The organism is Citromicrobium bathyomarinum, assembly GCF_038594485.1.
Lineage (GTDB): Bacteria > Pseudomonadota > Alphaproteobacteria > Sphingomonadales > Sphingomonadaceae > Alteriqipengyuania > Alteriqipengyuania bathyomarina_A.
The window spans coordinates 32,310-55,011 of record NZ_JBCFZG010000002.1 but is presented as its reverse complement, the minus strand read 5'-3'; the positions used below and the strand labels follow the sequence as shown (position 1 = coordinate 55,011).

The 22,702-nt window shown below is 60.6% G+C and carries 18 protein-coding genes; 5 read left to right on the top strand and 13 right to left on the bottom strand.

Annotated elements, in window-relative coordinates; all coding sequences use genetic code 11:
- Positions 1–26: 26 nt before the first annotated feature.
- The 3 genes from mobF (at position 27) to AAG591_RS05445 (ending at position 4,800) form a co-directional block, all read left to right on the top strand.
- Positions 27–2,939: a MobF family relaxase gene (mobF, locus tag AAG591_RS05455; protein ID WP_342530005.1), complete on the top strand. Its 2,913-nt coding sequence runs from the start codon at positions 27–29 to the stop codon at positions 2,937–2,939.
- A 212-nt stretch (positions 2,940–3,151) separates the two neighbouring features.
- A complete protein-coding gene (locus tag AAG591_RS05450; protein ID WP_187336423.1) occupies positions 3,152–4,252 on the top strand; it encodes a hypothetical protein in 1,101 nt (366 codons plus the stop codon).
- Positions 4,253–4,311: 59 nt separating this feature from the next.
- A complete protein-coding gene (locus tag AAG591_RS05445) occupies positions 4,312–4,800 on the top strand; it encodes a GNAT family N-acetyltransferase (RefSeq protein ID WP_187336422.1) in 489 nt (162 codons plus the stop codon).
- Here the strand turns inward: AAG591_RS05445 and AAG591_RS05440 are convergent, their stop codons facing one another.
- The 4 genes from AAG591_RS05440 to AAG591_RS05425 form a co-directional block, all read right to left on the bottom strand.
- Positions 4,801–5,304 carry a hypothetical protein gene (locus tag AAG591_RS05440; protein ID WP_214645515.1) on the bottom strand — a complete coding sequence of 168 codons (504 nt, stop codon included), beginning with the start codon at positions 5,302–5,304 and terminating at the stop codon, positions 4,801–4,803.
- On the bottom strand, positions 5,304–6,911 hold the full coding sequence (locus AAG591_RS05435) for a hypothetical protein (protein ID WP_187336420.1): 1,608 nt from the start codon (positions 6,909–6,911) through the stop codon (positions 5,304–5,306). The genes AAG591_RS05440 and AAG591_RS05435 overlap by 1 nt, the downstream gene beginning before the upstream one ends.
- A gap of 120 nt (positions 6,912–7,031) precedes the next feature.
- Entirely contained in the window at positions 7,032–7,637 is a 606-nt protein-coding gene (locus tag AAG591_RS05430; RefSeq protein ID WP_187336419.1) for a hypothetical protein, read from the bottom strand.
- Positions 7,638–7,654: 17 nt separating this feature from the next.
- Positions 7,655–8,674: a hypothetical protein gene (locus tag AAG591_RS05425; protein ID WP_342530004.1), complete on the bottom strand. Its 1,020-nt coding sequence runs from the start codon at positions 8,672–8,674 to the stop codon at positions 7,655–7,657.
- An 88-nt stretch (positions 8,675–8,762) separates the two neighbouring features.
- On the opposite strand from AAG591_RS05425, the gene AAG591_RS05420 reads away from it, so the two are divergent.
- Entirely contained in the window at positions 8,763–9,527 is a 765-nt protein-coding gene (locus AAG591_RS05420) for a hypothetical protein (protein WP_187336417.1), read from the top strand.
- Between the two features lie 100 nt (positions 9,528–9,627).
- Here AAG591_RS05420 and AAG591_RS05415 read toward each other — a convergent pair whose 3' ends face one another.
- The 9 genes from AAG591_RS05415 to AAG591_RS15180 all read right to left on the bottom strand — a co-directional run bounded on the left by AAG591_RS05415 (position 9,628) and on the right by AAG591_RS15180 (position 22,150).
- Positions 9,628–11,547 carry a hypothetical protein gene (locus AAG591_RS05415; protein WP_187336416.1) on the bottom strand — a complete coding sequence of 640 codons (1,920 nt, stop codon included), beginning with the start codon at positions 11,545–11,547 and terminating at the stop codon, positions 9,628–9,630.
- Positions 11,548–11,577: 30 nt separating this feature from the next.
- A complete protein-coding gene (locus tag AAG591_RS05410) occupies positions 11,578–16,635 on the bottom strand; it encodes an NACHT domain-containing protein (RefSeq protein WP_187336415.1) in 5,058 nt (1,685 codons plus the stop codon).
- A gap of 77 nt (positions 16,636–16,712) precedes the next feature.
- A complete protein-coding gene (locus AAG591_RS05405; protein WP_187336414.1) occupies positions 16,713–16,955 on the bottom strand; it encodes a DUF2188 domain-containing protein in 243 nt (80 codons plus the stop codon).
- Positions 16,952–19,204 (bottom strand): S8 family peptidase, encoded by a 2,253-nt coding sequence (locus tag AAG591_RS05400; protein ID WP_187336413.1) that lies wholly within the window; start codon positions 19,202–19,204, stop codon positions 16,952–16,954. Before AAG591_RS05400 ends, AAG591_RS05405 begins: the two co-directional genes overlap by 4 nt.
- The gene (locus tag AAG591_RS05395) at positions 19,194–20,321 is read right to left on the bottom strand and encodes an AAA family ATPase (protein WP_187336412.1); all 1,128 of its coding nucleotides are present in this window, start codon (positions 20,319–20,321) and stop codon (positions 19,194–19,196) included. The genes AAG591_RS05400 and AAG591_RS05395 overlap by 11 nt, the downstream gene beginning before the upstream one ends.
- 247 nt (positions 20,322–20,568) lie before the next feature.
- Positions 20,569–21,204 (bottom strand): S24 family peptidase, encoded by a 636-nt coding sequence (locus tag AAG591_RS05390; RefSeq protein WP_187336411.1) that lies wholly within the window; start codon positions 21,202–21,204, stop codon positions 20,569–20,571.
- A 300-nt stretch (positions 21,205–21,504) separates the two neighbouring features.
- A complete protein-coding gene (locus AAG591_RS05385) occupies positions 21,505–21,702 on the bottom strand; it encodes a DUF6961 family protein (protein WP_187336984.1) in 198 nt (65 codons plus the stop codon).
- Positions 21,699–21,836, bottom strand: a complete 138-nt coding sequence (locus AAG591_RS05380) for a hypothetical protein (protein ID WP_187337201.1) — start codon at positions 21,834–21,836, stop codon at positions 21,699–21,701. Before AAG591_RS05380 ends, AAG591_RS05385 begins: the two co-directional genes overlap by 4 nt.
- Complete coding sequence (locus AAG591_RS15180) at positions 21,830–22,150, bottom strand: thermonuclease family protein (RefSeq protein ID WP_187336983.1); 321 nt, start codon at positions 22,148–22,150, stop codon at positions 21,830–21,832. Before AAG591_RS15180 ends, AAG591_RS05380 begins: the two co-directional genes overlap by 7 nt.
- Positions 22,151–22,491: 341 nt before the next feature.
- Here AAG591_RS15180 and AAG591_RS05370 point away from each other — a divergent pair, with 341 nt between their 5' ends.
- Positions 22,492–22,701 carry a hypothetical protein gene (locus tag AAG591_RS05370; RefSeq protein WP_187336410.1) on the top strand — a complete coding sequence of 70 codons (210 nt, stop codon included), beginning with the start codon at positions 22,492–22,494 and terminating at the stop codon, positions 22,699–22,701.
- Position 22,702: the final 1 nt, after the last annotated feature.

Below are 22,702 nucleotides of genomic sequence, written 5' to 3'. Positions count from 1 at the left end.
GGGCTTGCGAAAGGTGATCCTGCCCCATGCTTTCCGTCGCCAATGTCCGTTCGCCATCGGCGGCGGCAAGCTACTTCGCTTCTGACAATTATTACGCCAGCGCCGACGCCGACCGGTCGGGTCAATGGATCGGTGACGCCGCCAAACGTCTAGGTCTTGAGGGCAAGGTCGAGGCCAAGGCGTTCGACGCGCTGCTGCGCGGTGAGCTGCCCGACGGGAGCAGCGTCGGCAACTCCGGTCAGGCGCACCGGCCGGGGACCGATCTCACCTTCTCGGTACCCAAGAGCTGGTCGTTGCTGGCGCTGGTCGGGAAAGACGAAAGGATCATCGCCGCCTACCGCGAAGCCGTCGTCGAGGCGCTGTACTGGGCCGAGAAGAACGCGGCCGAGACCCGGATAGTCGAGAAAGGCAAGGTGGTCACTCAGGCGACGGGCAATCTCGCTGTCGGCCTGTTCCAGCATGACACCAACCGCAACCAGGAACCCAACCTTCACTTCCACGCTGTCATCGCCAACGTCACGCAGGGGAGGGACGGTAAGTGGCGAACGCTCAAGAACGATCGGCTCTGGCAGCTCAATACCACGCTCAATTCGATCGCAATGGCGCGCTTTCGCGTCGCCGTCGAGAAGCTCGGCTATGAGCCGGGGCCGGTGCTAAAACACGGCAATTTCGAGGCGCGCGGGATAGCGCGCGAGCAGGTGATGGCGTTCTCGACCCGCCGCAAGGAAGTGCTCGAGGCGCGGCGCGGTCCGGGTCTCGAAGCTGGCCGCATCGCCGCACTCGATACCCGCGCGAGCAAGGAGGGGATCGAAGACCGCGAGACCCTCGGCAAACAATGGAGCGAGGCCGCAAAGTCGATTGGCCTCGACCTGGCGCCGCTCGTCGATCGGGCCCGGACCAAGGCGCTCGGGCGAAGCATGGAGGCCACGCGGATCGGCTCGCTGGTCGAGCGTGGGCGGGCATGGCTCAGCCGCTTTGCCGCGCATGTCAGGGGTGATCCCGCCGATCCGCTGGTGCCGGCATCGGTGCTGAGACAGGACCGCCAGACTATCGCCGCAGCGCAGGCTGTTGCATCGGCAGTGCGTCATCTCTCGCAGCGCGAGGCGGCCTTCGAGCGCACGGCGCTTTACAAGGCCGCGCTCGATTTCGGGCTGCCGACCACGATTACCGACGTCGAGAAGCGGACCCGGGCTTTGGTGCGCTCGGGCGATCTGGTTGCGGGCAAGGGCGAGCACAAGGGGTGGCTTGCCTCGCTTGATGCGGTCGCGACCGAACACCGAATCCTGTCCGAAGTCGCGGCCGGGAAGCGCGACAGCTCGCGAGTGATTGACCCGCAAAAGGCCGCCGCATCTGTCCAGGCGGCCGCGCTCACGGGGCAGGGCTTCCGGCTCAACGAGGGGCAATTGGCGGCGGCGCAGTTGATCCTCACGTCGGAGGATCGCACGATCGCGGTCCAGGGCATCGCGGGGGCCGGCAAGAGCAGCGTGTTGAAGCCCGTGGCCGAGGTGCTACGCGAAAAGGGACACCCGGTCATCGGGCTCGCGATCCAGAACACTCTTGTCCAGATGCTCGAACGCGACACCGGGATCGGCTCGCAGACGCTGGCGCGTTTTCTCGGGGGCTGGAATAAGCTACTCGACGATCCAGGCAATGTCGCATTGCGCGCGGAAGCGCAGGCGGGCCTCAAGGATCATGTCCTGGTGCTCGACGAGGCGTCGATGGTCTCGAACGAGGACAAGGAAAAGCTCGTCCGCCTTGCCAATCTGGCTGGCGTGCACCGCCTGGTCCTGATGGGGGACCGCAAGCAGCTCGGCGCAGTCGATGCGGGCAAACCTTTCGCGCTCCTGCAGCGGACGGGTATGGCGAGCGCTGAAATGGCGACCAACCTGCGCGCCCGCGACCCTGTCATCCGCGAAGCGCAGGCAGCAGCCCAGGTTGGCGACGTGCGCAAGGCACTTCGATATCTTAAGGCGCATACCGTCGAGGCTAAGGGCGATGGCGCGCTGGTCGCCGCTGAGACCTGGCTCGCGCTCGACAAGGAGACCCGCGCGCGGACTTCGATTTACGCTTCTGGCCGCGCAATTCGTTCCGCGGTCAACGCGGCAGTCCAGCAGGGCCTTCTCGCCAATCGCGAGATCGGTCCTGGCATGATGAGGTTTGATGTCCTCGACCGCGTGAACGCGACGCGGGAAGAACTTCGCCATCTCCCGGCCTACCGGGCGGGACGGGTGCTCGAGGTTTCCAGGAAGCAGGAGGCCCTCGGCCTTTCCGTTGGTGAGTACCGTGTCATCGGACAGAACCGGAAGGGGAGGCTGGTCGAGGTCGAGGACCAGCGCGGGAGGCGGTACCGGTTCGATCCGGCGCGGGTCAAAGCGGGGAAGGGTGACGACAACCTCACCTTGCTCGAGACGCGTAAGCTCGAAATCCATGAGGGCGACCGGATCCGCTGGACCCGCAATGATCACCGGCGCGGCCTGTTCAATTCCGACCAGGCCAGGGTGGTCGAAATTGCAGGCGGCAGAGTCACCTTCGAAACATCCAAAGGTGACCAGGTCGAGCTCAGGAAGGGCGATCCGATTCTCAAGCGGATCGACCTCGCCTACGCGCTCAACGCCCATATGGCGCAGGGTCTGACCTCGGATCGCGGTATCGCAGTGATGGACAGCCGCGAACGCAACCTGTCGAACCAGAAGACGTTTTTGGTGACGGTCACGAGGTTGCGCGATCACCTGACGCTGGTGGTCGACAGCTCGGACAAGCTCGGCGCGGCTGTCGCCCGAAACAAGGGCGAGAAGGCATCCGCCATCGAGGTCACGGAACGGCTCAAGCCGACTAGCGAGAAGGGCATGAAGGCCATTGAGCCGAAACCGGAGGAGGCTAGCAAGGCCGAGAAGGAGCTGACCCTGAGCAAGAGCAAGACGCTGGATTTTGGGATCTGAACGGCAAGCTTGCGCCCTCATCTTCGTCATCAATCCGATTGGTGATATACCAAAAGTGGACGATATTCACCCATAGCTCTCGCGTGTTGGTTTGGCATACCGGTTCGACAACTCTCGCCGCGCGTTAGTGTGCTAACCCCCAAAAAGCTAAATTTATTGGGTCGACTTGGCCGTCGGAGGTTTGAGGCAAACTAGTGCAAATAGATCGACTTATGGATGAAGAAATGTTCGAATGGCCTTGGCCGACGGGCGCTGGCGCCGATCATATTCTAAAGCGCCAATGGGAACTCGTCGATTTGCTGTCGAGCAGGTCGCCGATCTTTCTCGACACCAATTTCTGGGTCATGGCGCGCCAAGCGGCATTCGAAGAAAGCGAAGAACCGGAAAAAATTTCTCTCCTCGGCGCGCTGAGGCTGGCGGTCGAGTCCGGAAAATTCTTCTTCCCGATTACAAGCGATCTCATCGCAGAATTCAGCAAGCAAACGCCTGAACGCCTTGAGCGAACGATGCTGCTTGTTGACCGGCTGAGTCTCGGTGTTGTGATGGTGCCGCATCAAGAACGTACTGCGATCGAGATGGAAGCGTTCAACGCAAGGGCGTTTCCGGACCATCCGCCCGCTCCACGCCCTCTATGGACCTGCTACGCCTTTGCGCTTGGCTATGAGGATATGTGTTCCCCTAACGTGGAGGCAAACGACGCGCTCTTGGTTGCGCTCGCTCAAGAGGCCTGGATGGGGCAGCCGTCGATGCTCGCGAAGATGGTGCCGCCCGAGCTCTTCGCGTCTCGGTCGGAGAGTGAACGAATGGCGGCATACTTAAATGAGCAGGAAGCGCTCCACGCTCATGAGATCGACAGCCTCGCGACCGCCTTGCGAATTGAGGTTGCGGGTGCGGCGAGCATGCTCACGGGCATTGCTGCCCGCGAATATCGGCGCATGGCGGCGGCAGTCGGACACGACCGTGAGGCAGGCGACAAAGAAGACAGCATTAGGGTCGGCAGGCGCGTCACCGGCATGCTCGCTCAAGCGCTAGAGAAGGACGAACATCGGCGCGCCTTCGGCAGCCTTTACGTACCCGCAATGTTGCACGCGGCTGTGCGATCGGAAAGGAAACGCAAAATCAAACCTAACGACATCTTCGACTTTCGCCACGCGGCCGCGGCGCTTCCCTACTGCCGCGCCTTCATGACAGACGGTCCGCTGCGTAGTCTGATCACGAGCGGCCATGTCCGTCTCGACCGGCTCTACGGCTGCGAGGTTGTAGCGACGCCCGCTGAGGCGATAGAGCTAATCGGCCGCTTGGCCCTCAGCTGATGCCAAGGCCGCGCCACGCTGAAAATTGCAGTGGTGCAGACCGGGAGGTATAAGGATGTATGACCATACGCACTGGAAAACCTTCCAAGTTCGTTCCATCGGACAAAGCCGCTTTTGTTGAGTTCGTCGCCGCGGCTGGCGAGGTCGATCGGGCCATCCTGCCAAGGTTGGTCGACGATGCAGTGGCGCTAGTCATGCTCTTCGAGCGCGACGAACTGATTGGCACGGCAGCGATCAAAACCCCCTATTCTGCACACCGGCGTGGCGAATTCGCGAAGGCAAACGCCGCGGAAAACGCCGATGCGTTTCCACTCGAGCTTGGCTGGGTCGTCGTGCATTCCGAGTATCGGAAACGTGGTCACGCGCCCGAACTGGTGCGCGCCGCAGTGGGCCTTGTGGCTGATCAGGGAGTCTATGCAACCACCAAGACGCCGCGGATGCTGACGATCCTGAGCGAATGTGGCTTCAAGTCGCTTGGCAAACCTTATCCGTCGTTCCTCAAACCCGATGCGCTCTTGACATTGTTGATCCGGCCCGCGGGCGGCTAATCACGTCAAAAAGGTCAGCGCACCCCGATAGAGCCGGTCGAGTTCTGCATCGGTGAAGACGCGTTGTGGCTGGTAGTCGAGCTGATCGTCGCGGCGTGCGGCGTCGGGTGTGGCGATATAAAGCCTTTGAGTGGGTTTCATTCGCGGCGCTATGTGGCTTGCGAGCAATTTTGGCGCTCCTGGTGAATAGGCGGTCGTCACTAGCGAGACATCGGCGATATATTCGCCAAACCGAACCCAAGCGTGCCCGTCCCAGTCGAGGTCGGTCTTGAGCCTGCCACCCCCTGGAGCGTAGCCGAAGACCGGAGAGCCTGTGACTAACAAGGCGCCGCCAACCAGTATAGCTGAGGTATGGCCGAGATGGCGTAGCCTGCCAGTATAAAGCGCGCTCATCATCACACAAGCACCCGCCTTTCGCGGAAATGCACACAGTACATCGTGGCCCACCGACACAAGAGCGTCGAATTGTTCGTCACTCAAACCGGGTGGGCTTTCCGTCGGCATCAGGTCAGCGTAGCCGCGATCCGGTTGAGTGTCGCAACGAAGCTCTGGAGCAATTGACGACCCTGCATGACGGGAGGCGAGCTATCGTCGACCGCAGCGCGCGCCTTGCCGCTCGCGATCTTGCTTGATCCGATGTGCGCATCGGCGAGACGGAGGTCGTATATGCCGAATAGTGGTGCCATCATTTTTCTTGCGGCGGCGTTGGAGCCGTGATGCGCGGCAAGCTTCTCAAGCGCTTTCAGGGACCCCGGTTTCTTGTCGGTCTTCGGCAGGGCAAGTGCGGCAGTGATCGCGTCGATGTCGATGCGCTCGATGAATAGCCGGGTTAGTTCTTTCGACAACTCGAGCAGTCCGTCCGGCTCGGCGGCAATAAATCGGTGCGCCCGCCGGAGCAGCCCCTGAAGGGAATTGTGCTCACGTAGCAGCCGAGCGCCGTAGCGCGAGGAAAATGCAACATCGAGCGCGTCCATTGCTTGAGACAGTTGCATCTCCGGCGCGATGGTAGCGGCGGGATTGACTTCCATCTGCGCGGAGAAGAGTTCGCGCGAAACGCCGCCGTCGGGCGTGACGTTGTGTGCACTCCACAATCGCTGTTCCCATGGCTGCAAGCCCCCGATGTCCTTGGCGAAAACGGTGATCAGTCCAATGTCATTGATCCCAAAATGCACACCATGGTTGGTCGCACCGAGCGAACCAGTTTCTTCGGTCGCCCAGCGAAGTGTTGCGCTGCGATGCCTAAGCAATGCCGAGGCGATCGTCGGCTCGAAATACAACCACGCCATCGCCCCCGCCAACTGCTCGGCCGCCGCGCGCGTTCCGTCATTTTCGAGCGTGAAAGTGGTGGTATGCGGATCGGCTTCGCCGCGGACGCGCGTGCTAAGCGTTCCCGGTTCAACCCATTCGGTCCGCCAGAGGGCACCCCTCGTCCAATAGTGATCATCTGGATCGGGATAGTCGGTCTCGACGATCATGGCTTCGCGCCGATCTCGGTCTTGCTCATCGGCGAGGCGATCATCGGGCCAATCGTAAGGCGGCTTGTTTACGGTGACGGCAATGCGCTCGCGATAGCTCGAGCAATACAGCGCCATGCCGCGTGCGGCGAGATAGTCGCGCAGGAATTCCGCTTTGATCTCAATGAGGGATGGCTCGCCATCGTCGTTGCGCTTGAGCCGGACGACTTCGATCCATCCCTCTTCGGGGCGAAACCAGCTATCCCCTTCTTGGATCAGCACAAGCGCGACGCACAAATCCGGGTGCAGGTGCCAGATATTGCGATTGCCCTGTTCAAGGTGCTGGTCGATCACGAGATTGATACCGAGTGTCTTGCTCCAGCTTCGGAAGACGTCGGCGGCACTATAGCCCCAACGCTCAACTCCCGAGCGGTGCGGACTCACATCGAGATCCCCGGTCCACCCGAGCTTCTCGGCGGCCCCACGGTGTCCGTCCTCGACCGCTGCAGTAGCGATCCCGATCCATTCCTCGAGACGATAAACATCGGGCTGGTCGGTTTCGAACGAAGCGTCGGTGATCTGGCGCAACGGAATCCAGGACTTGCTCCGCAGCGGCTGAACGTCTCGCAGTTCAAAGTACGATTGAGGTATGGGCACGGTCAGAAACTCCTTGCCGATCCTATACCGGCAAGACCGCCGAATTCACAAAATGGCTCGAGCGCTAGGTCGGGAGCTGCGCTCAATCGGAGTCTGGCCGGTCGCTTTCTCGCCCGCCACTCACAACAGCGGCTCGCGCACAGCCATAGGCAAGGGATCGGCATGACCCCAAAAGAGTATGATCGCGCGGGCGTACCGTTTGAGATCGTCGATCCGGATGCGTAGCGACTCACTGGCGGGGGTGGATCCAGGTGCAAGGTCGAAAAAATCGTTCGTCTCGATGGCCCACAAATCGGGGGCGCGCGCCTGGAGGTCGGCGCTTGATCGGCCTTCGCCATGGCGAACGACATTGGCTGCCAGATGCAATTCGTGAAGATCCTGCGAAATGCCAATATCATCTAGGTCGATAGACGCGATCTGGGCACACGCGGCGAGAAGCTTTTCGAGCCCTTGAGTGTTTCTTCCGTGCGCAACAGCCCAGCGACTGAGCTGCCGCTCGAAGAGACCATCGAGCGTCAGCACGAAGGCCTTGGCGACTTCGTTAGCGGTATGATTGTCGACCTGCGCCGCGCAGTGATCGAGAAACGCATCCATCGAGGCCGCTTCTCCCACTTTCAATACCGCGTGCCAGCGAAGGCCGGCAAGTGTGGGAACGATCACGCGCTGATAGAAGCGATCGATATTCGCCTGAAACACGCGTGGCATTTGATCGTATTCGACCATCATGATCTACTGATAGTCCATCAGGCCGGAAGCGATCGTAACTGCCGCTCGACACAATGATATACTGGCGGCGCCCATTGATATCCCCATCGCTTCGCCTGGACCTTGCGAAAGGCCGCTGCGACGGCATTGCCGTCGATTCCCGGCGAAAGGGCCTCGATACGTCCGCGCAGCTCGTCGCGCGCGGCTTTCGCGGGTTTGTCGTCGGAGCGGATGCTGATCGTGCCGAGCGACATGCCGATGCCCAGCGCGTTGCCTTCGACGACGTTCAGAAATGTCGTCGCGGCACGCACGCGAGTCGCGATCCGCTTGGCATGGTCCTCGACGTGGTCCCAGGATTTGCGATCCTTTGACTTCTTGTTACAGCCGGTACGGATCTTGGCGAGGCTCTGTGCGATCACTGCCCTGTCTGCCTCGTCCAGCAGCTGAAACACGCGCCGCTCGACGATGCGCAGAATGACCTCGAGCTGGTCGGTATCTTCCTGTGCCATCCAGCCGAATTCGCCGTAGAGCAGCTCGACGTAGTCCCACAGAAAGGGCCCGTAATAGCCGAGCTCAAGCGATGCGAGCAGGCGTTCGCGATTGACCGTTGCGGGGGTCGGAAGATGGATTTGCGGATAGAAATTCCGCATGAGCTGCGGGTTCAGGGCAAGCCCCTCGACGATTTCGTCCCAGAAGATCATCGCCACCGCGAACTTGTCCGCCGCCACGCGTTTCTCCGACAGGAGGCGTACTTCCTGCTGAAGCTTCGCGTCATGATCGGCTGAAGTTGCGATGAAAAGGGTATTGAGCTTGCCCTTGTAGTGTTCGGCATTCGCGATTTCGCTTTCGACGAGGGCGAGCTTGGGCGCCTGCGCGAAGTTCTTGCACTGGATCGCGACCGGGCGGCCGATCTCGTCAGCCCCGTAAATGTCGACACCCGACTGCTTCTGCCCCGGGCGGCCGTTTTTCTGGAGATTGGGCGATCGCCAGCGCTGCGCCAAGGCCGCGAGGGTCATGCTCTCGAACTCTTGGAAGTCGTCGGGGCGGGGCAGAGTCATCGAAGAGATTGTTGGCATTGGGATCCTATAGCGATGGATCCGCAGCTTTTTCATTTTTTATCATCTTCGCCGGCCTACGAGAGGTTCTATGCTTCAGCTCACCAATCGCGACTACGCACATTTCTATTTCGAGGACTTTGATCTCGATGCGCAGCTGATCGCTATCCGCGGCGCACTCGCTGCCGCGCGATCCGCGGCGAGCCAGGAAACCGACGAAATCGAAGCGCTTGCCAAACGTGCAAATGAGATCGGCAGCGATCACCTTGTCGGCATGTGGACCGATGAAGTCCATGCCTCCGTCTATCACGATGCAGCGCGGAGTGCCGCCGCTGTCGGCATGCTCGCACCCTTCATCGAGAGTCTCTTCGTCGGTATCTTTCGCGGCATCGGCAAGATGGGTGAGGACGTGTTGGGGCACGATTCAGCATCTGAACGCTCGGTCCGAGCAGTCGCCGGGTTTTGGGATCCGCACTTCGCCTACGCAAGGAGGGAAATCCGCGACGATCTCGTCACGGGCATTCTTCAACTCTCTGTGGCATCGAAACTCGAGCCCCATCTTCCCGCTGATTTGAAGCCTGTGCTTGAGGCTCTCTTTGGTTACCGCAACAAGGTCCTCCATAACGGGTTTGAATGGCCGATCGACGAGCGTGAGTCATTCGCCAATCGAGTCAAAACTTGGCCTGCTGGCTGGTTCGAGTCTGCGACGAGCAACGGCCGGCCTTGGGTCTGGTATTTGTCGGACGCCTTCATCGAACGGGTCGTGGAATTTATCGATGAGGTGCTGGATGCCGCCGGACAGCATGTGCGGCTCCACTTTGCACCAGAGATCGGTTCGAAAGAGAATGACGCTTGAGCCCTTACTATTTTTGACCGTGGCATACCGGCGCAGCAGCTCTGCGTCCGAAGGTCAGATGTGGAGACTAGAGGTCCCGTATGATGGACAGTACGTCAGGTCAGATCTTATCGGGCTCGTCGACCTCATGGCCAATTTGAGGGTCATACTGGTCCGCCCTTACCTGGATATCGAATTTCAAGTCCTCGTTGCGGAGCAGTGTAAGGCGACTGCATCTTGCGGCATTTGCAGGCCAATCGACAGGCGCATCAAGCTCGGGTGCCCGATCGACAAGGGCGTCGCGAAAGGCTTCAATCCAGCTGCTGGCCGGCATGTCAGGGCGAACAATTGTGACAGCGTCGGCAAGTAGCAGCGAAACGCACCCGGCTTCGCCCTCGATCGAGAGTGTGGTCAAGATTCCTTCGGCTCGCCAGCTGATCGAAAGCGCGATCCGTTCAAGTAGACCGGCGTCGTTATCATCGGAAATTGCTCTTGCGAGCGGTTCGGCAACAGCGATCCATTCCGTTTCGCTCGGTGGGTCACCAGGGAGAAAAATTCGCGCAAGGTTGGCTCGCGTGCTCCTTGCGGCAATCCATGAGGTGCTGCTGTCCACCCATTGACGCATCAGGGCTCCTACTTCGCCTTGAGCGACTTCGGCTACTTGCACTGGCCTGCCATCCAGCTCGATAGTTTGATCGGCGACCACTTGCGTCTGAACTGTCGAGAGCGGGGACGCTTTTTCGAGACAAAGGAAAGCGCCAAGTGCAGGTACACTCCTTTGTTTAACGCGACTCGTTGGGGTGTGCGCTTCGGCGAGGTCCTCCTCGGGCGCGCCAAGGTACTCTGGGATCAGACGGTTGCCACGATACCAGTCTGTGAGAACGCGTTTCCACATTGAGACTGGCAGCGCACCATCCAGTCTGAACAGTTTGGTGTAGTCGGAATGTTTGCCGGCACGGTCGATCCTGCGCTCGATTCGCTCCAGGTAGGCCTCGCTCGGATAGGCGCGGATAGCGCCGTCGAAATGGGCTAGGACACATTTCGCTAGGTCATATTCCGCATGCGCATAGCGGCACCCGTACATCCCATCGGGTAGTCCCGGGCTCTCATCTTCGATCAGCTCCTCAATCTCGAACGTGCGAATTTCGGAGAGGGGGCTGGGCGTTGAACGAGTTTCGGGGTCTTTCCACCAGATCTGAGTTTTGTCGATGCGCGAGTAGTGGCGATCGCCGTCACTGCTCTTGTGCTCTGCCACGCCTGCCGGAATAGATCCGAAGTCGTCATCGTATTTGGGACCGTGCCAATATTCGAGTTCAATCCGCGAGTGCGCGCTCTCGGGCAACCCAATTACGTCCGGATCCAAGCGCAGGCGGGCAGTCATGCCTTCCAACGCGGCGGCATCAGAGAAACTTCGCAGCACATACGTGTTGAGGCTGTTGCGGCGCGATAAGCTGCGTCGAAAGTAGCGATGCGCGAACAACAATAGGTCGCGTTCGGGTTCGTGAAAAACTCCCGGCTGTACCTCGCGTGTCCGCTCCCGAAGATAGTTGAAGTCGACCAAGCCGTCCTTGTCGACATGCTCGCTGCCGAGCGCAAAAAATTCGGGAAACATTGCGGACGCAAGGCCGGGCTCGATCGCGCCGGCGGCCTCGCCGTGCCAGAGCCGCATTGCCGAGGTTGCATGATCCGCCACCCTGGCATTGATGCCATCAGCGAAGGGTTCGATCTGGCGGGCCTGGAACCAATTTGCAAAGCCTTGGAGTAGCGCGCCGATCCTTTCGCGATCTTCCTCTGTTTCGGGCAGAAACACGCGACCGAGTTGGCGCGCCATGTCCCGGGATAAATAGATGCCGCGTGGCTCGCTCCAACCGACTGGTCGGCACAGGTCGTGCGCCAGATTAGCGGGCATTCCATACGGGATATTCGACGCGATTGCGGTAGCGAGCGGGGTTTCCATCGACTCTACCAACGTCGCCAGCGGCAACAACATGTTTTGCCGGTTGACGCCGTCGGTGACGAAAACAGCGACGTCGGTCTTCATTTCACTCCCTCTACGAACATTGGAAAAGGGTCACCGCTTCACCCTTACCAAGTCCTGCTGGAGATGCGCAGCGCCCTTGATACCAAGTTCAATCAGAAGGTCTGCCGCCCTGATCACAATCTCCCTATTCTTTCCCACGACCTCTTGTTGTTGGACCAACTTGCGCAGCAAGAGGACTAGTAGCTCGCCGTTCGAATTTCGGTGCCAGAAGTTACCGTCCGACTTGCGCACCTGCAGAACGCGCTCGATCCAAGCCAAACCTGGCTGAGGCAGCAGCTGGGTCGAGCGGCGTTCAAGCATCGACAGCATGGCGGTGAAGGCGGTCCTTTCCGTGGCGAAGGTTTCGGCTGCCCGCTCAATGGAGGGAAGTAGGGCAGGAAGGTTCGGCCAATCGTCATCGATCACGCTGATGAGCCCTTGATGCGGAAAACTGAGGAACGCCGAGATCGCCATTCCGCGATCGTGCTGGCGCGCGTCTTCCGGTGTGAAGGCCCAACCCGGCCGTGCGATGGCCCAGTCTATCAACACGGTCCACTTCTCGAGCGTGTCGGCATCGATAGGTGATTTGTCGATCAGGATATTGAGCATGAAACGCTGCATAATACCGTCGACAAGTTCTGCCGCCGCCTGGGATTCGGCAGCGTCGACACGTGCTATGAGTAGCGCGCGCAGCTCGGCAGGTGAGATGTAAGTAATGAGGTCGCCCAGCCATCGGTATAATGCGAACAGCCACTCATATGGCGTGTCACCACGATTGCGCTTCTCGTCGAGAGACATGAGTGCCCAGTCGATCAGCGATGCCGCATGGTCGATCATAGGCCCCCGCGTTGCCGAGCCCATAAGTGGCCCCACGGGAATTTGCATCGCGTTCTCGTGGAAGTCCGAACGGTAATATCCATCGCCGCGGCGCGTTCCGGCGGTCAAAGGTGCCGGGTGCGCGCTCGGCATGGTTCCATTCGCCATCATTTGCTCAGCCTCGTCGGCCAGGGCCGACTGCTCCTGCGCTTCGGCTGGCGACCAATGCAGGCTGCGCCCGATGGCAGCCGTCCGCGCTGCCCGCTGTGTAGCGAGGCAGAATAACCTCCAGAGCATGTCCGATGTGCAATCGGATAGAAGCGATGCTGACTTGTACACGGCCTCCACAACTCCCTCGATTGGATCGACTGCGAGTTGCAGAAGCGCAGCTTTCCACTCGTGGCGCGCGGGGACCCGGCGGACGAGTGCAACGTAGGCGTGGGCGGCCATGACGGGTGGGTGGCCGTGAACCTTGGAGCCGCGGTAGGACAATCCGTCCTCCTGCTCGACCATGGTGGCTGCGCGCCGAATCACATGCAATACAGCTTCTTCGACTTCTGGCCAGAGTTCGTCGGCATCGCGAGCCAGGACAGCAGCAGTTCCCGCGACACCAGATTGCGTGTATCTGCGCTTCATATCGACTAGAGGTGCCACTTCTTCGAGCAGGTCGCTCTGGTCGAGCGCGATCATCTCCTCGAATGCTGCTTTTAGGGTGAACTCCTCGCCCGGCTGGCCGCTTTCGATGGCCTTCTGCGCCCAGAGATCTAGCTTAAGAACACGATTGAGACTTGCCTGTTCTTCCAGAAACGCCTGGTGTTTCTCGTCGTCGACATATGGTGGGCGCATCGAGATGTACGTCTTGTCATCCACCACCTCGGTCACGAGGTTGGCAGGATCGGCTTGTTGGCGCAGCGGCTCGAATGCAGCGCGGGTGGCGTTCGCCTCATCCGGATCGTCGCGCTGCTCGGCGGTGTTGTACGGCACCCGTTCAAGGAAGGTCGCAATCCGCTCGCTGTAAGCCGCCTTCACCTCATCGCTGGCGATACCTGCAAACAAGACGGAAAGGTCCCGAACCGTATGCTTTCTATGCGGCAGTCGATTGAGGTCTCGCAAGGGGCGCGCGAGTACGGCCCACTTGCCCCAATGGGCGATTTCGTTCGAAAACGATCCCATGTCGCCGACTTGGCGTCCTATATCCCACTGCCAAAGGGCTGGGTGCGTTCCGATCTCGAGCGCCGCCTGACTTGTCGACGCAGCGCGGAGGTCGGACAGGCAAAGTCCGGCGGCTATACCGAGCACCGCGTTACATCTATTGCCGCGGGCAATGCGCAAGCAGAGCTCGTCGAGGGCATCTCCTGCTGCAAGGCGTTCGTGAGCCCACGCATCGAGCGCCAGCAGCGCAGTATCGAGCATGTGGACATGCGATCCGCCTCGAAACCAACGATAGGTTCCCTCATCGCCCCAGTATTCGTTTTCACCGTCGCCAAGGTCGAGCGTAATGGGGATGGGTGTGTGCTTTGGCCCGGTCTGCCTTTGCCGCCACGCCTCCATCGCGTGGTTGCAGAGGTCAGAAATCAATTCCAGTCCGATAGCGGTGCGCGTTCGAAGCAGATGCAAAAAGGGCGGTCGAGCCGGTGAGGCCGGATAGAAGTCGTGGTCGTCATCGAAACCTAACGCTTCGGAGCGTTCGATCGTGCCTGAACGACGACGCTCACGTGGCCGATCCAGATTGAGGAGGTATGCCCGCTTTAGAAAGGCCGTGACCTCAGCTGGAAGCACGCTGGCAAGGACGACGCTTAATTCGAGGATCTGTTTGCGTACTCGCCCGACCCTGTGGTCGGAGATACTCGCGAGATAGTTGCGCACAATGTCGGGCGCCCCGCTGACGCATTTCAGCAAGAGACCGCGGGCTTCGTCTTTGTAATCCGGCGTTCCCCGCAATGCCGGACGGCGGCGTTCATCTGTGCTGTCGGTATCGCCAAGCTTTTCCACCGCCCAAGCGGCGGTTTCCTGAAGCCCGGCATATCGTCCAAATTCGCCTGGGATTGCCGACGCCCAAGTGCTCAGAAAGGTGAAAAGCTCCTTGTCTAGAGAAGCGGGCATCACGCCCAGACGAGGAATCAACCAGGCGATCAGACGCATCCAGCTTACGATCTCAGGGCCGGCGGTCTCTGAAGCAAATTGTTCGCGCTGGTCGTTTGTCAGATCGGGGAAGAGCTTCTGGTCCATGAAACGTAGGTCACGGACCGTCTCGGTGGTACGCACTGACATGATCAGGCGCGCAAGCAGACGCGCATCATCGCGCATCAAAATCGCTTCGATCCTGTCCAGCATGTCCGCGCTGCGGACAGACCGAACCGGAGCGGTGAGCACGACGCGGCGCCAGGTTGTCTGAAGTTCGTCGTCGTCGACGGCTTCAAGCAATGCGGCCCATTCGTTTCCGGTCTCAGACCGCTCAAGCAGATCAGCAGCAAGGAGCTGCAGCGGGCGCGCTAGTTGCGGGTGTTGACCGCCATCGTGGAGCGCCTGAGCAATCTCACTGCGACGCCCGCGCAGGACTTTTGCGAGGATCCACTCCTCGAAAATGTCGTGTGAGAAGGCGACAGACACGCCGAGTTCGACGTGCCGTAGCACGCCAGCCTGCAGGAGCTCGTGAAGGGCCACCGCCTCAATGCCGCGGATCGAGAGCGCAACGCCCGGCCCGAGGAGAAGCGCCTCGCCCAGTGACAACAATGCGTTGCGCCGATCCTGGGCAGGTGCGAAATCCGCTCTGTCCGCACCACCATGCTCCCACCACAGATCGACTAAGTCGACCTCCGAACGCACTTCAGCACCGGAGCGCACTGGTAATCGCGACAGCGCTTCAAGGAAGAATGGCCTACGCAGAACGGCATCATAGCTGCGAGTGTCAACGAGTAATGGTCGCAGCAGCGGCAACGCGGCGGCTGCCTCGTTCGCCTCATCATCGTCGAAGCCTTCGACACGAATTGTCTTAGAGGGCAGCGAAGCGATGTCGGGTTCGAGCCAAGCGTCAACCCGCTGTGCGTTCTCTTCGCGCATCGTCATGACCACGCGCCAGTCTGTAAGATCCGGTGTGTCGACAATGGCTTTCAACAGATCGTTGATTGTGACTTGGGCGGCGGCATCCATTTTATCGGCGCCGTCGATGAACAGCGTGCGCGCGCCGCCAAGTCCGAACTGACGGAGAAGCGAGGCGATCGGCATTGGTCTGCCAAACTTGGCTGCGTGAGCGGCCCAACCGCCACCGGTTACCCGGAGGTCGCGCAGCAGGAGGATCGGCGCGCCAGCCGGCTCTTCGGATGCCAGGCGCTTCAGCATTGCGGATTTGCCGGTCCCGTGTTGTCCCACAATGCGGAGCACCCGCGCCTCGCCCAACGAGCTTAGCAAGGTCTCGTGAAGCTCGTCGCGGCTGATAGACTTTCCGCCGATGGTTTCGCGGATACTGGCGGCAGCCGCCCACGATTCAGCGTCGAGTGCACCGATCAGCTCAGCATGGGCGCGGTCAGAGCCCAGGGTATAGCCTTCCGTCTTTAGCTCGTGGACGACCCTCGTTCGGTCGGTCCCGCCGCCGTTCGGAATGATACGGCTCGCCATCGCGGCAAGGCTGCTCCAGATACGGCGAGCTTCAGCATTGCTCCCAGCGATCGACGTCAACTGGTCGATCGAGGCGAGTAGGTCCCGGGAAGCTTCCTCCTTGTCGAGGTCGAAAGGGATGACGTCTAGGCATCGCATGAAGCTGACGACGTCGTCGTCGGTGGCCGACACGTCGTGGTTCTTCACAATTTCATCGAGAACCACTTGGAACTCACGCTGCTCCTTGTTGGCTCCGTTTTCTTTCGCAAGGCGTGTGCGGTACTGCCCTGCATCGGGAGCATGACGAGCGCGGGCTAACAAGGGCTGGATACTTCGTTCGAGCTTTGTGGTGGTCTGACTAACTGCGATACCGATGCGCCGTGTCGCAGGATCAAAGCCCGTTTGTCGGAAGGTGTCCCATGCCCTTGGCACCACGTCTAACCACTTCTCATCGCTTCTGGTGAAAGAGAGCGTCGTGGTTACTTGAAGGTCCAGTCTCGTGCGGGTGCCATCGGTAAGGCGCGCTTCGATCACCAAATCGTCCAGCGGTGCATCGATTTCAGACTGCTGAGTTTTTATGGATACAACCGTTCCCAGCACGCCCCGCGCGCCGCCTTCCGCGACCATGGCGGCAAGGTAATGGCTGGCTACGCGGGGTTCGAGGTGGGTGCCGCCCCCTCCTGTGACGTAAACGGACAAGTTAAAGGCCCTGGTTAGTTTGGTTCTGGTTCACGGTCGCGTGGGGGCTGGGATCACTTCCACCCAGGCTCGCATCATCAATGTTCGCGATCGCGCGGAGGGAAGGGGTCTTTGCGCCCGATGGTATCCTTGCTGCGGATCTGTCCGTCGCGCCCCTTTATCGTCAGATCGCCGCCACCAGAATTAAGCAAACGCTGCTTGCCGGCTGCCGCCGCTTCGGCCTGGGTGTCGTAGGCAAAGCCTCGCGAGGCGGAATTGCGCTTGTCGATCCATTTCTGGTCGCTCGCGCGGCGATACACCATGCGGTCATTGTCACTCATAGGTCACCTCCTTCGATCTCGATGTCGGAATGGATCACTGACGGCTCGACGAAGACGCCGAGCTGATCGCGCAGCTGGTTGTAAATGTCGGCGCCGTCGTCGATTCCGCTGAGCGAGAGGACGAAGACGGCGTTGAGCGCCGGGACTTCGTCGGCGCTCGCATAGCCATAGACATAATGATCGCGGGTGTAGACGCGGGCGTAGATGCGCAGCGTATCGCCATCGACCTGATGGCCACGGGCCGAGAAATCCTTGTGATGATGTCGCACGGTGCACCATTTGTAGTGATCCGTGCGCGCGACCTGCTCGCGGATCCGGTCGGTATCCATCGAGCCGAGCAGGTTGGTAAACCCGTCGCCGCGCGGATACTGGACCGCGGTGTTGATCCGGGCGCTGAAATAATTAGGCCCGGCAAATTCATCGACCATCGGATGCGGATTGAGGATCGCGGTCAAACGGCCTTGGCCGCGCAGCCGCCCGTTGTGAAGCAAGGCGGGCGGGATCGGCAGCTCCCAGTAGTAAGACGCGCGGTCGCGCAGCTCAGCTTCCCACTGCAGTGTGACCGTGCCGGGCTGGCACTCCCAGGGTAGGGTAACGAGATCGGGCGTTCCGAAGCCCAGCGCTGGATCATAAACGCCCCCATCGGCGCCATGGATCAACAGCGCGCGCACGAGATCGGGATTGGGATGGCGCAAGCGCTCCATCGTGTGGGCGGCGAGCGGCGAGGTCAGCGCCGTGGCGAAGCTCGATCCGGAAATGACTGCTCCGCCGAGCGCACGGACATGCGAGAAATGCGAGACATCGGGCTTGAGCATGCTGCAGGGGCCGGGACCGGCGAGGCTGACCGGACATTTGTCGCCAGGCTTGCCGGTCTCGGTGTGAAGCCGTCCACCGACGGTCAACGCAGCTTCGCAATCGGCGGGACGTTTGAGCCGGCCGGCTGGCGCGTTGCCGATCGAGTTGACCAGCAGGACATCATGGCGGCGGGCCAGCTCTGCCAGTGCATGGCCCAGATAGGAGACTTCACCGTCGCTGCAGGGAAGGTCTTGGTTGAAGGAGAGGTTCCAGACCTTGGTTTCGGGATGCGCGCCGATCACCGCATCGAGGTAGTCGATCAGATCCTCTTCGGTGGGGCCGCGATGACCGCGCTTGGCGATAGCCGCGGCGGTCCCGACGCGGCAGGTCAACGCCGGAAGCGTGAGATTGTTGTTCCAGTCATAGCCCTGAACGATCAGCGAGGTGACACGATTGCCGTGCATCACCTCGGCCGCGGCGCTCGCGACCAGGGGCGGCGCACGCCAGGCCTCAGCAGGCAGGTAGGAGCTTGCATCGAGGCCGCCATCGACGACGCCGACGATCGGGGCATTGGCCAGATTGGCTGGCAAGGGGCGGTCGGGCTCGCGGCCTTCGCCGGGCTGGGTCGTTACGATCGGCATCACCGGATCGAGGCGTACGACGGTGCCAGATGCAACCAGCCGGGCGAGCGCCTCGCGCGAGGGGACCAATACCGAAGTCCTCGCGCGGCGACGCTGGCGATACTCGCGCAAGGCCCTGCCGACCCGGTCGGTTGGAATGGCGCGCAGCGCATGCGCAACAGCGCGGTCGCCGACAGCATCCGCCGCTGTGGCCAGGTCGGGCAATTGCGGGCGTGTGGGGGCAATGATTCCGTCGCGTAGCCCGGCAAATTGAAGCAGCAACTGTTCGGCGGCATCGCCCGTGCGGAATGGCGTCAGCCAGAGGAAGAAGGCACGGCCGCCTTCCTGCTCGACCGCCTGCTCCCATAGCGAGTCGATCGAGCGATCCTGCAGCACGTCCGACTGATCGTAGAAGCGCACCATTTCCACGCGCGAGATGTCGACCTCGTCGCGAACCGTGCCGAAATTGCGGATAAAGGCCGAGAAGCGGGGCAGGGCGGCCAGTTCAAGTTCAACGAGATAGCCCTGCGCATGCGGCGCGATCAAACGGGCACCATGCGAGGGTTGGAACAGGTCGGACGGTGTCCAGGTCGGCGCCAGCGAGTCTTCGAACATCGCGGCATAGGCCACAGCGCGGCCACCGAAATGCGGATGCCGGGCCCCTTGCTCGGCCATGTCGGCGATGGCCTCCGACAGTCGAGCGCGCTGGGTTGTGAGCCGCTCGGTCTTGATTCCGGCAGCTGACTTGCCGCGACCGGTGATCGCTTCCGGGCGCGGTTCCTTGGTGAATCGAAGGACCGGGTTGAGCAGCGGTCGGCGGGAATCACTCGCCATTTTTCTCCTCCCGCAGATAGCGATGGACCATTTGCCGGCTCACCCCCAGCATCTGGGCGATCTCGGTCTGAGGCAGGTCGCCCTTGTCGACAAGCATGCGCGCCAGGCGCTTGCGCTCCTCGGGCGAGAGTTCGTGACCGGCCGGAATTCGGGGGACACCATCCGACGCCGCATCGATCGCCAGCAGGATGTGAGGCAAATTGGGGGGCTGCTTGTTGATAATCGAACGGCGCCTTGCGGCGAGCGAAAGACCCTCGATCTCCGCGCCGCTCATGGTCTCCGACAGACGCGCCAGCAGCCTTGCATGCGATGCCTCGGTGTCGCGGTCCTGATAGAGAAAATGCAGCCACATGTCAGCGCGGACATCCTCATTGGGCGCGCGCAGTTCGACCTTGTAGGGAAAGCGGCGCCAGATTGCCGGATCGAGCAGGTGAGGATGGTTTGTTGCGCCAATCACGATCACATCATCCGTCAGCGAATCAAGGCCTTGCAGGACAGTATTAACGACCCGCTTGAGCTCGCCGAGTTCGTGGCGATCGTCGCGCAGCTTGGCGACGGCGTCCATCTCGTCGAGGAAGAGCACGGCTTCCTTGGTTGGAATGAAGTCGAACATCGAACGGATGTTCTTCGACGTTTCGCCCAGCCGCGAGGATATGACTGAATCCAGGCGCGCTACGTAGAAGGGACGCGCAAGCTTGGCCGCGATATGGCCAGCGAGAAGCGATTTGCCGGTACCCGGAGCGCCGTAGAGTAGCACGCCCAGGCGCGAGGATACACCTTCCTCCGAAAGCATCGAGATATTCGCCGCATCTTCCAGAAATTGCTCAATTGTGTGGCTCGACTCTTCGTTCAGGAACAGCGGAGTCGTCGGCCATTGTTCTTCCTCGACGAGCGGCAGGCGCGAGCCGGCGTCGCGGGGAAGGGCTTCGACATAACCCGACGCCTGGAGCGGAACCCCGCGCTTGCGCAGCAGCGCCTGGAGTGCCTTGGCGGCCTCGGTATCCTTCTCTTCGGCCAGCTTGCGGGCGAGCTGTCCGCCGATTCGGCGCACGGTTGTGTAATCCGCGGAAATCGCGGCTTCGAAGAGCTTGAAGAGAGTCGAGGCGTCAACGTTCATGCGACATCTGTAACCCTAATTCGGGTCATGTGTCAACCTATAACATGAAAGTGTAAACCTGTTCGATTGGTTCGTCCAAGCCTCTTCTAGCTGAACTTTCGCGTGCCGGAAAGCGCCTCGCGTGCTCTTTTCATCGCTCTCGGCCTTCGCTGAAAAATATCGCGAATACTAGTCGTGCCTGCAAGTTGTCGGTATTCATTCGTTCAACCTGGCAGCTGTCGTTCTGCTATCGGCCCAGATCTTGCAGCTACAGTGCACGGCCAAACCAGATGACGCGGCCGACGACGTGGACCTCCGACCGGTCCATGTCGTGCCAGGTCGGATAGGCCGGATTGTCGCTGGCAATGGTGATCTGGCGACCGCCCGGCTTGATCGCGATACGCTTCACGACGAGGGTATCATCAGAGCGAAGGACGTAGATCCCGTCTCGCAGCCGCGAGCCGTGATCTGACGCATCGACCAGGACCTCGTCACCATCGCTTAGAGTTGGCTCCATCGAGTCACCCTTTACGCCGACTATCGACAGGCTGGCGCTCTTGGCCGACGTCAGGTGCCGCAGCCACCGCTCGTCGAACCCGAAACGAGTATGAGCAGTCTCACTGGCAGCTACCGCTCCGAACCCGGCAGATGCTTCGACATCAAGAACGGGAATCTCGATCATACCATCGGTGACCGGATTGGCGGGGCCACCGAGCACTTGTTCGTCGACGCCGAAGAAACAGGCGAGCGTCTTTCGATCCTCGTCATCGAGCTTCCTCGGTGAGCCGCGCTTGATGAACTGTTGCACATAGGCGGGGTTGCGACCGAGCAGCCGCGATATCGACGCGTAGCCATATCCGCCCTTGAGGATCAGCCGGTCGAGCTCTTCCCTCACATGTTCCATTCGCCTGTCCTTCGAATCTTGATCGTAGGAATTTTCCTAGACTCGCGGATGTGATCCTACTAAGAACAGAACAAGAACACAAGGGATTTGCGAGTCGGAGCGAAAGGGACATGACCTTGCTGGAACGGATCGAAAAGCATCTGAAAGATCATCATATTTCGGCAACGCGCTTCGGACGACGCGCGGTCGGAGATCCTCGATTCGTACTCGACCTGAGGATGGGGCGCAGACCGCGCCGCAGAACCATCGAGCGGCTGGAGGCCTACCTGAAGTCCGTCCAGGCTATCGCTCCCAACTGCATCACGAGGAATGGGAAGGGTGCTCGACCAGCTGCTCATAGCGATGTGCAACGTCCTGCCAAAGTTTCGCCCCGTCCTGCTCTCCGGCCCGGGTCAACTGATCGATCTTCGACGCAATGAATTCATGCCCGGCATCGCCGTGGTGCTTCTCGACCCATAGCGCCATGCCCCAAAGTTCTTGGTCGCGGGTGAGCGTCAAAAGAGTGACCCGATGCCGACAACGAGCATGAGGACCATTGGAATACCCAGAAGCCATGCCTCGAGCTTCAATTTCCATTCCGGCTTGCCCTGCGGAAAGGGATCGTCGCTGTCGGGCCAGTCGCGCATCAGCACCAGGGCTCCCTGCGCCCGGACCAGGTTCGCGCAAGGCCTTCTGCGACCAGCTGGTCGCCGATCGAGCGTCCATCGCGCAGCAGCACGCGCAGCTTGCGACCGTACTGGTCTTCGTCCCTGCTTCCAATCGTCACCGCTTCGAATTCGCCCTGGTTGAGCAAGACAACCAGCCGATCGCGTGCCTTGATGCCGAGGTCGTATTCGTAATCGCACCTAGGCTGCGAGATTTCCGGCGTGTCGATATCTGCGATCCTGATCTTCACACCTTCGAGCCAGATCGTATCGCCGTCGACGACGCAGGTGCGTCTGACCATGCCGCAGACCGCAAAGCTGTGCGTGGTTCGCGCTTCGGCGCTCGCCGACCCAAATGGCCAATAGATTCCAGCGAGACCTCCAAGAATGCCGACGAATAGACCGCCCGTAACAAGAACGGCGAGGCTTCTTTCTCGGGTGCGCTTGCTCCGGTCACGTCCGGTCTGGAAATCAAAGACATTATCCCGGGGTGGTCTCTTGGACATTCCACCTTCTTTCATTTCCGGACCTTCACGCCAAGACACCGTGCTCGCTTTCCCGATGATTTTCAGCTATTTTCGCCGCAACGCGAGGGGCAGTCCAGAGGGGAGGGTGCGGGTTTGCTCCCGAAGGAGAATGAGCAATGAGCGATCCAGACAACACTCCCACCGGCGGCAAGCAGGACTGGGAAGGCTTTCGAGAAGTCGACCGGGCCATCGCCGAGAACCGCCTTACTTCTTACACCTGGAAAAAGATCTGGGCTGATCCTTGGGAGCGGCGCGGAATTTACCTGTTTGCCGTGTTGTTCCTAGCGTTCGTTGTCTACGTGATCATCTATGATGGCTTGATCTGAG

Coding starts and splice junctions, on each gene's coding strand:
- AAG591_RS05405 (WP_187336414.1), bottom strand. CDS start 16,955: ATGAGTGACAATGACCGCATGGTGTATCGCCGCGCGAGCGACCAGAAA.
- AAG591_RS05425 (WP_342530004.1), bottom strand. CDS start 8,674: ATGACTCTGCCCCGCCCCGACGACTTCCAAGAGTTCGAGAGCATGACC.
- AAG591_RS05415 (WP_187336416.1), bottom strand. CDS start 11,547: ATGAAGACCGACGTCGCTGTTTTCGTCACCGACGGCGTCAACCGGCAA.
- AAG591_RS05390 (WP_187336411.1), bottom strand. CDS start 21,204: ATGGAACATGTGAGGGAAGAGCTCGACCGGCTGATCCTCAAGGGCGGA.
- AAG591_RS05420 (WP_187336417.1), top strand. CDS start 8,763: ATGCTTCAGCTCACCAATCGCGACTACGCACATTTCTATTTCGAGGAC.
- AAG591_RS15180 (WP_187336983.1), bottom strand. CDS start 22,150: ATGGTCAGACGCACCTGCGTCGTCGACGGCGATACGATCTGGCTCGAA.
- mobF (WP_342530005.1), top strand. CDS start 27: ATGCTTTCCGTCGCCAATGTCCGTTCGCCATCGGCGGCGGCAAGCTAC.
- AAG591_RS05395 (WP_187336412.1), bottom strand. CDS start 20,321: ATGAACGTTGACGCCTCGACTCTCTTCAAGCTCTTCGAAGCCGCGATT.
- AAG591_RS05440 (WP_214645515.1), bottom strand. CDS start 5,304: ATGCCGACGGAAAGCCCACCCGGTTTGAGTGACGAACAATTCGACGCT.
- AAG591_RS05450 (WP_187336423.1), top strand. CDS start 3,152: ATGGATGAAGAAATGTTCGAATGGCCTTGGCCGACGGGCGCTGGCGCC.
- AAG591_RS05445 (WP_187336422.1), top strand. CDS start 4,312: ATGACCATACGCACTGGAAAACCTTCCAAGTTCGTTCCATCGGACAAA.
- AAG591_RS05400 (WP_187336413.1), bottom strand. CDS start 19,204: ATGGCGAGTGATTCCCGCCGACCGCTGCTCAACCCGGTCCTTCGATTC.
- AAG591_RS05370 (WP_187336410.1), top strand. CDS start 22,492: ATGAGCGATCCAGACAACACTCCCACCGGCGGCAAGCAGGACTGGGAA.
- AAG591_RS05430 (WP_187336419.1), bottom strand. CDS start 7,637: ATGATGGTCGAATACGATCAAATGCCACGCGTGTTTCAGGCGAATATC.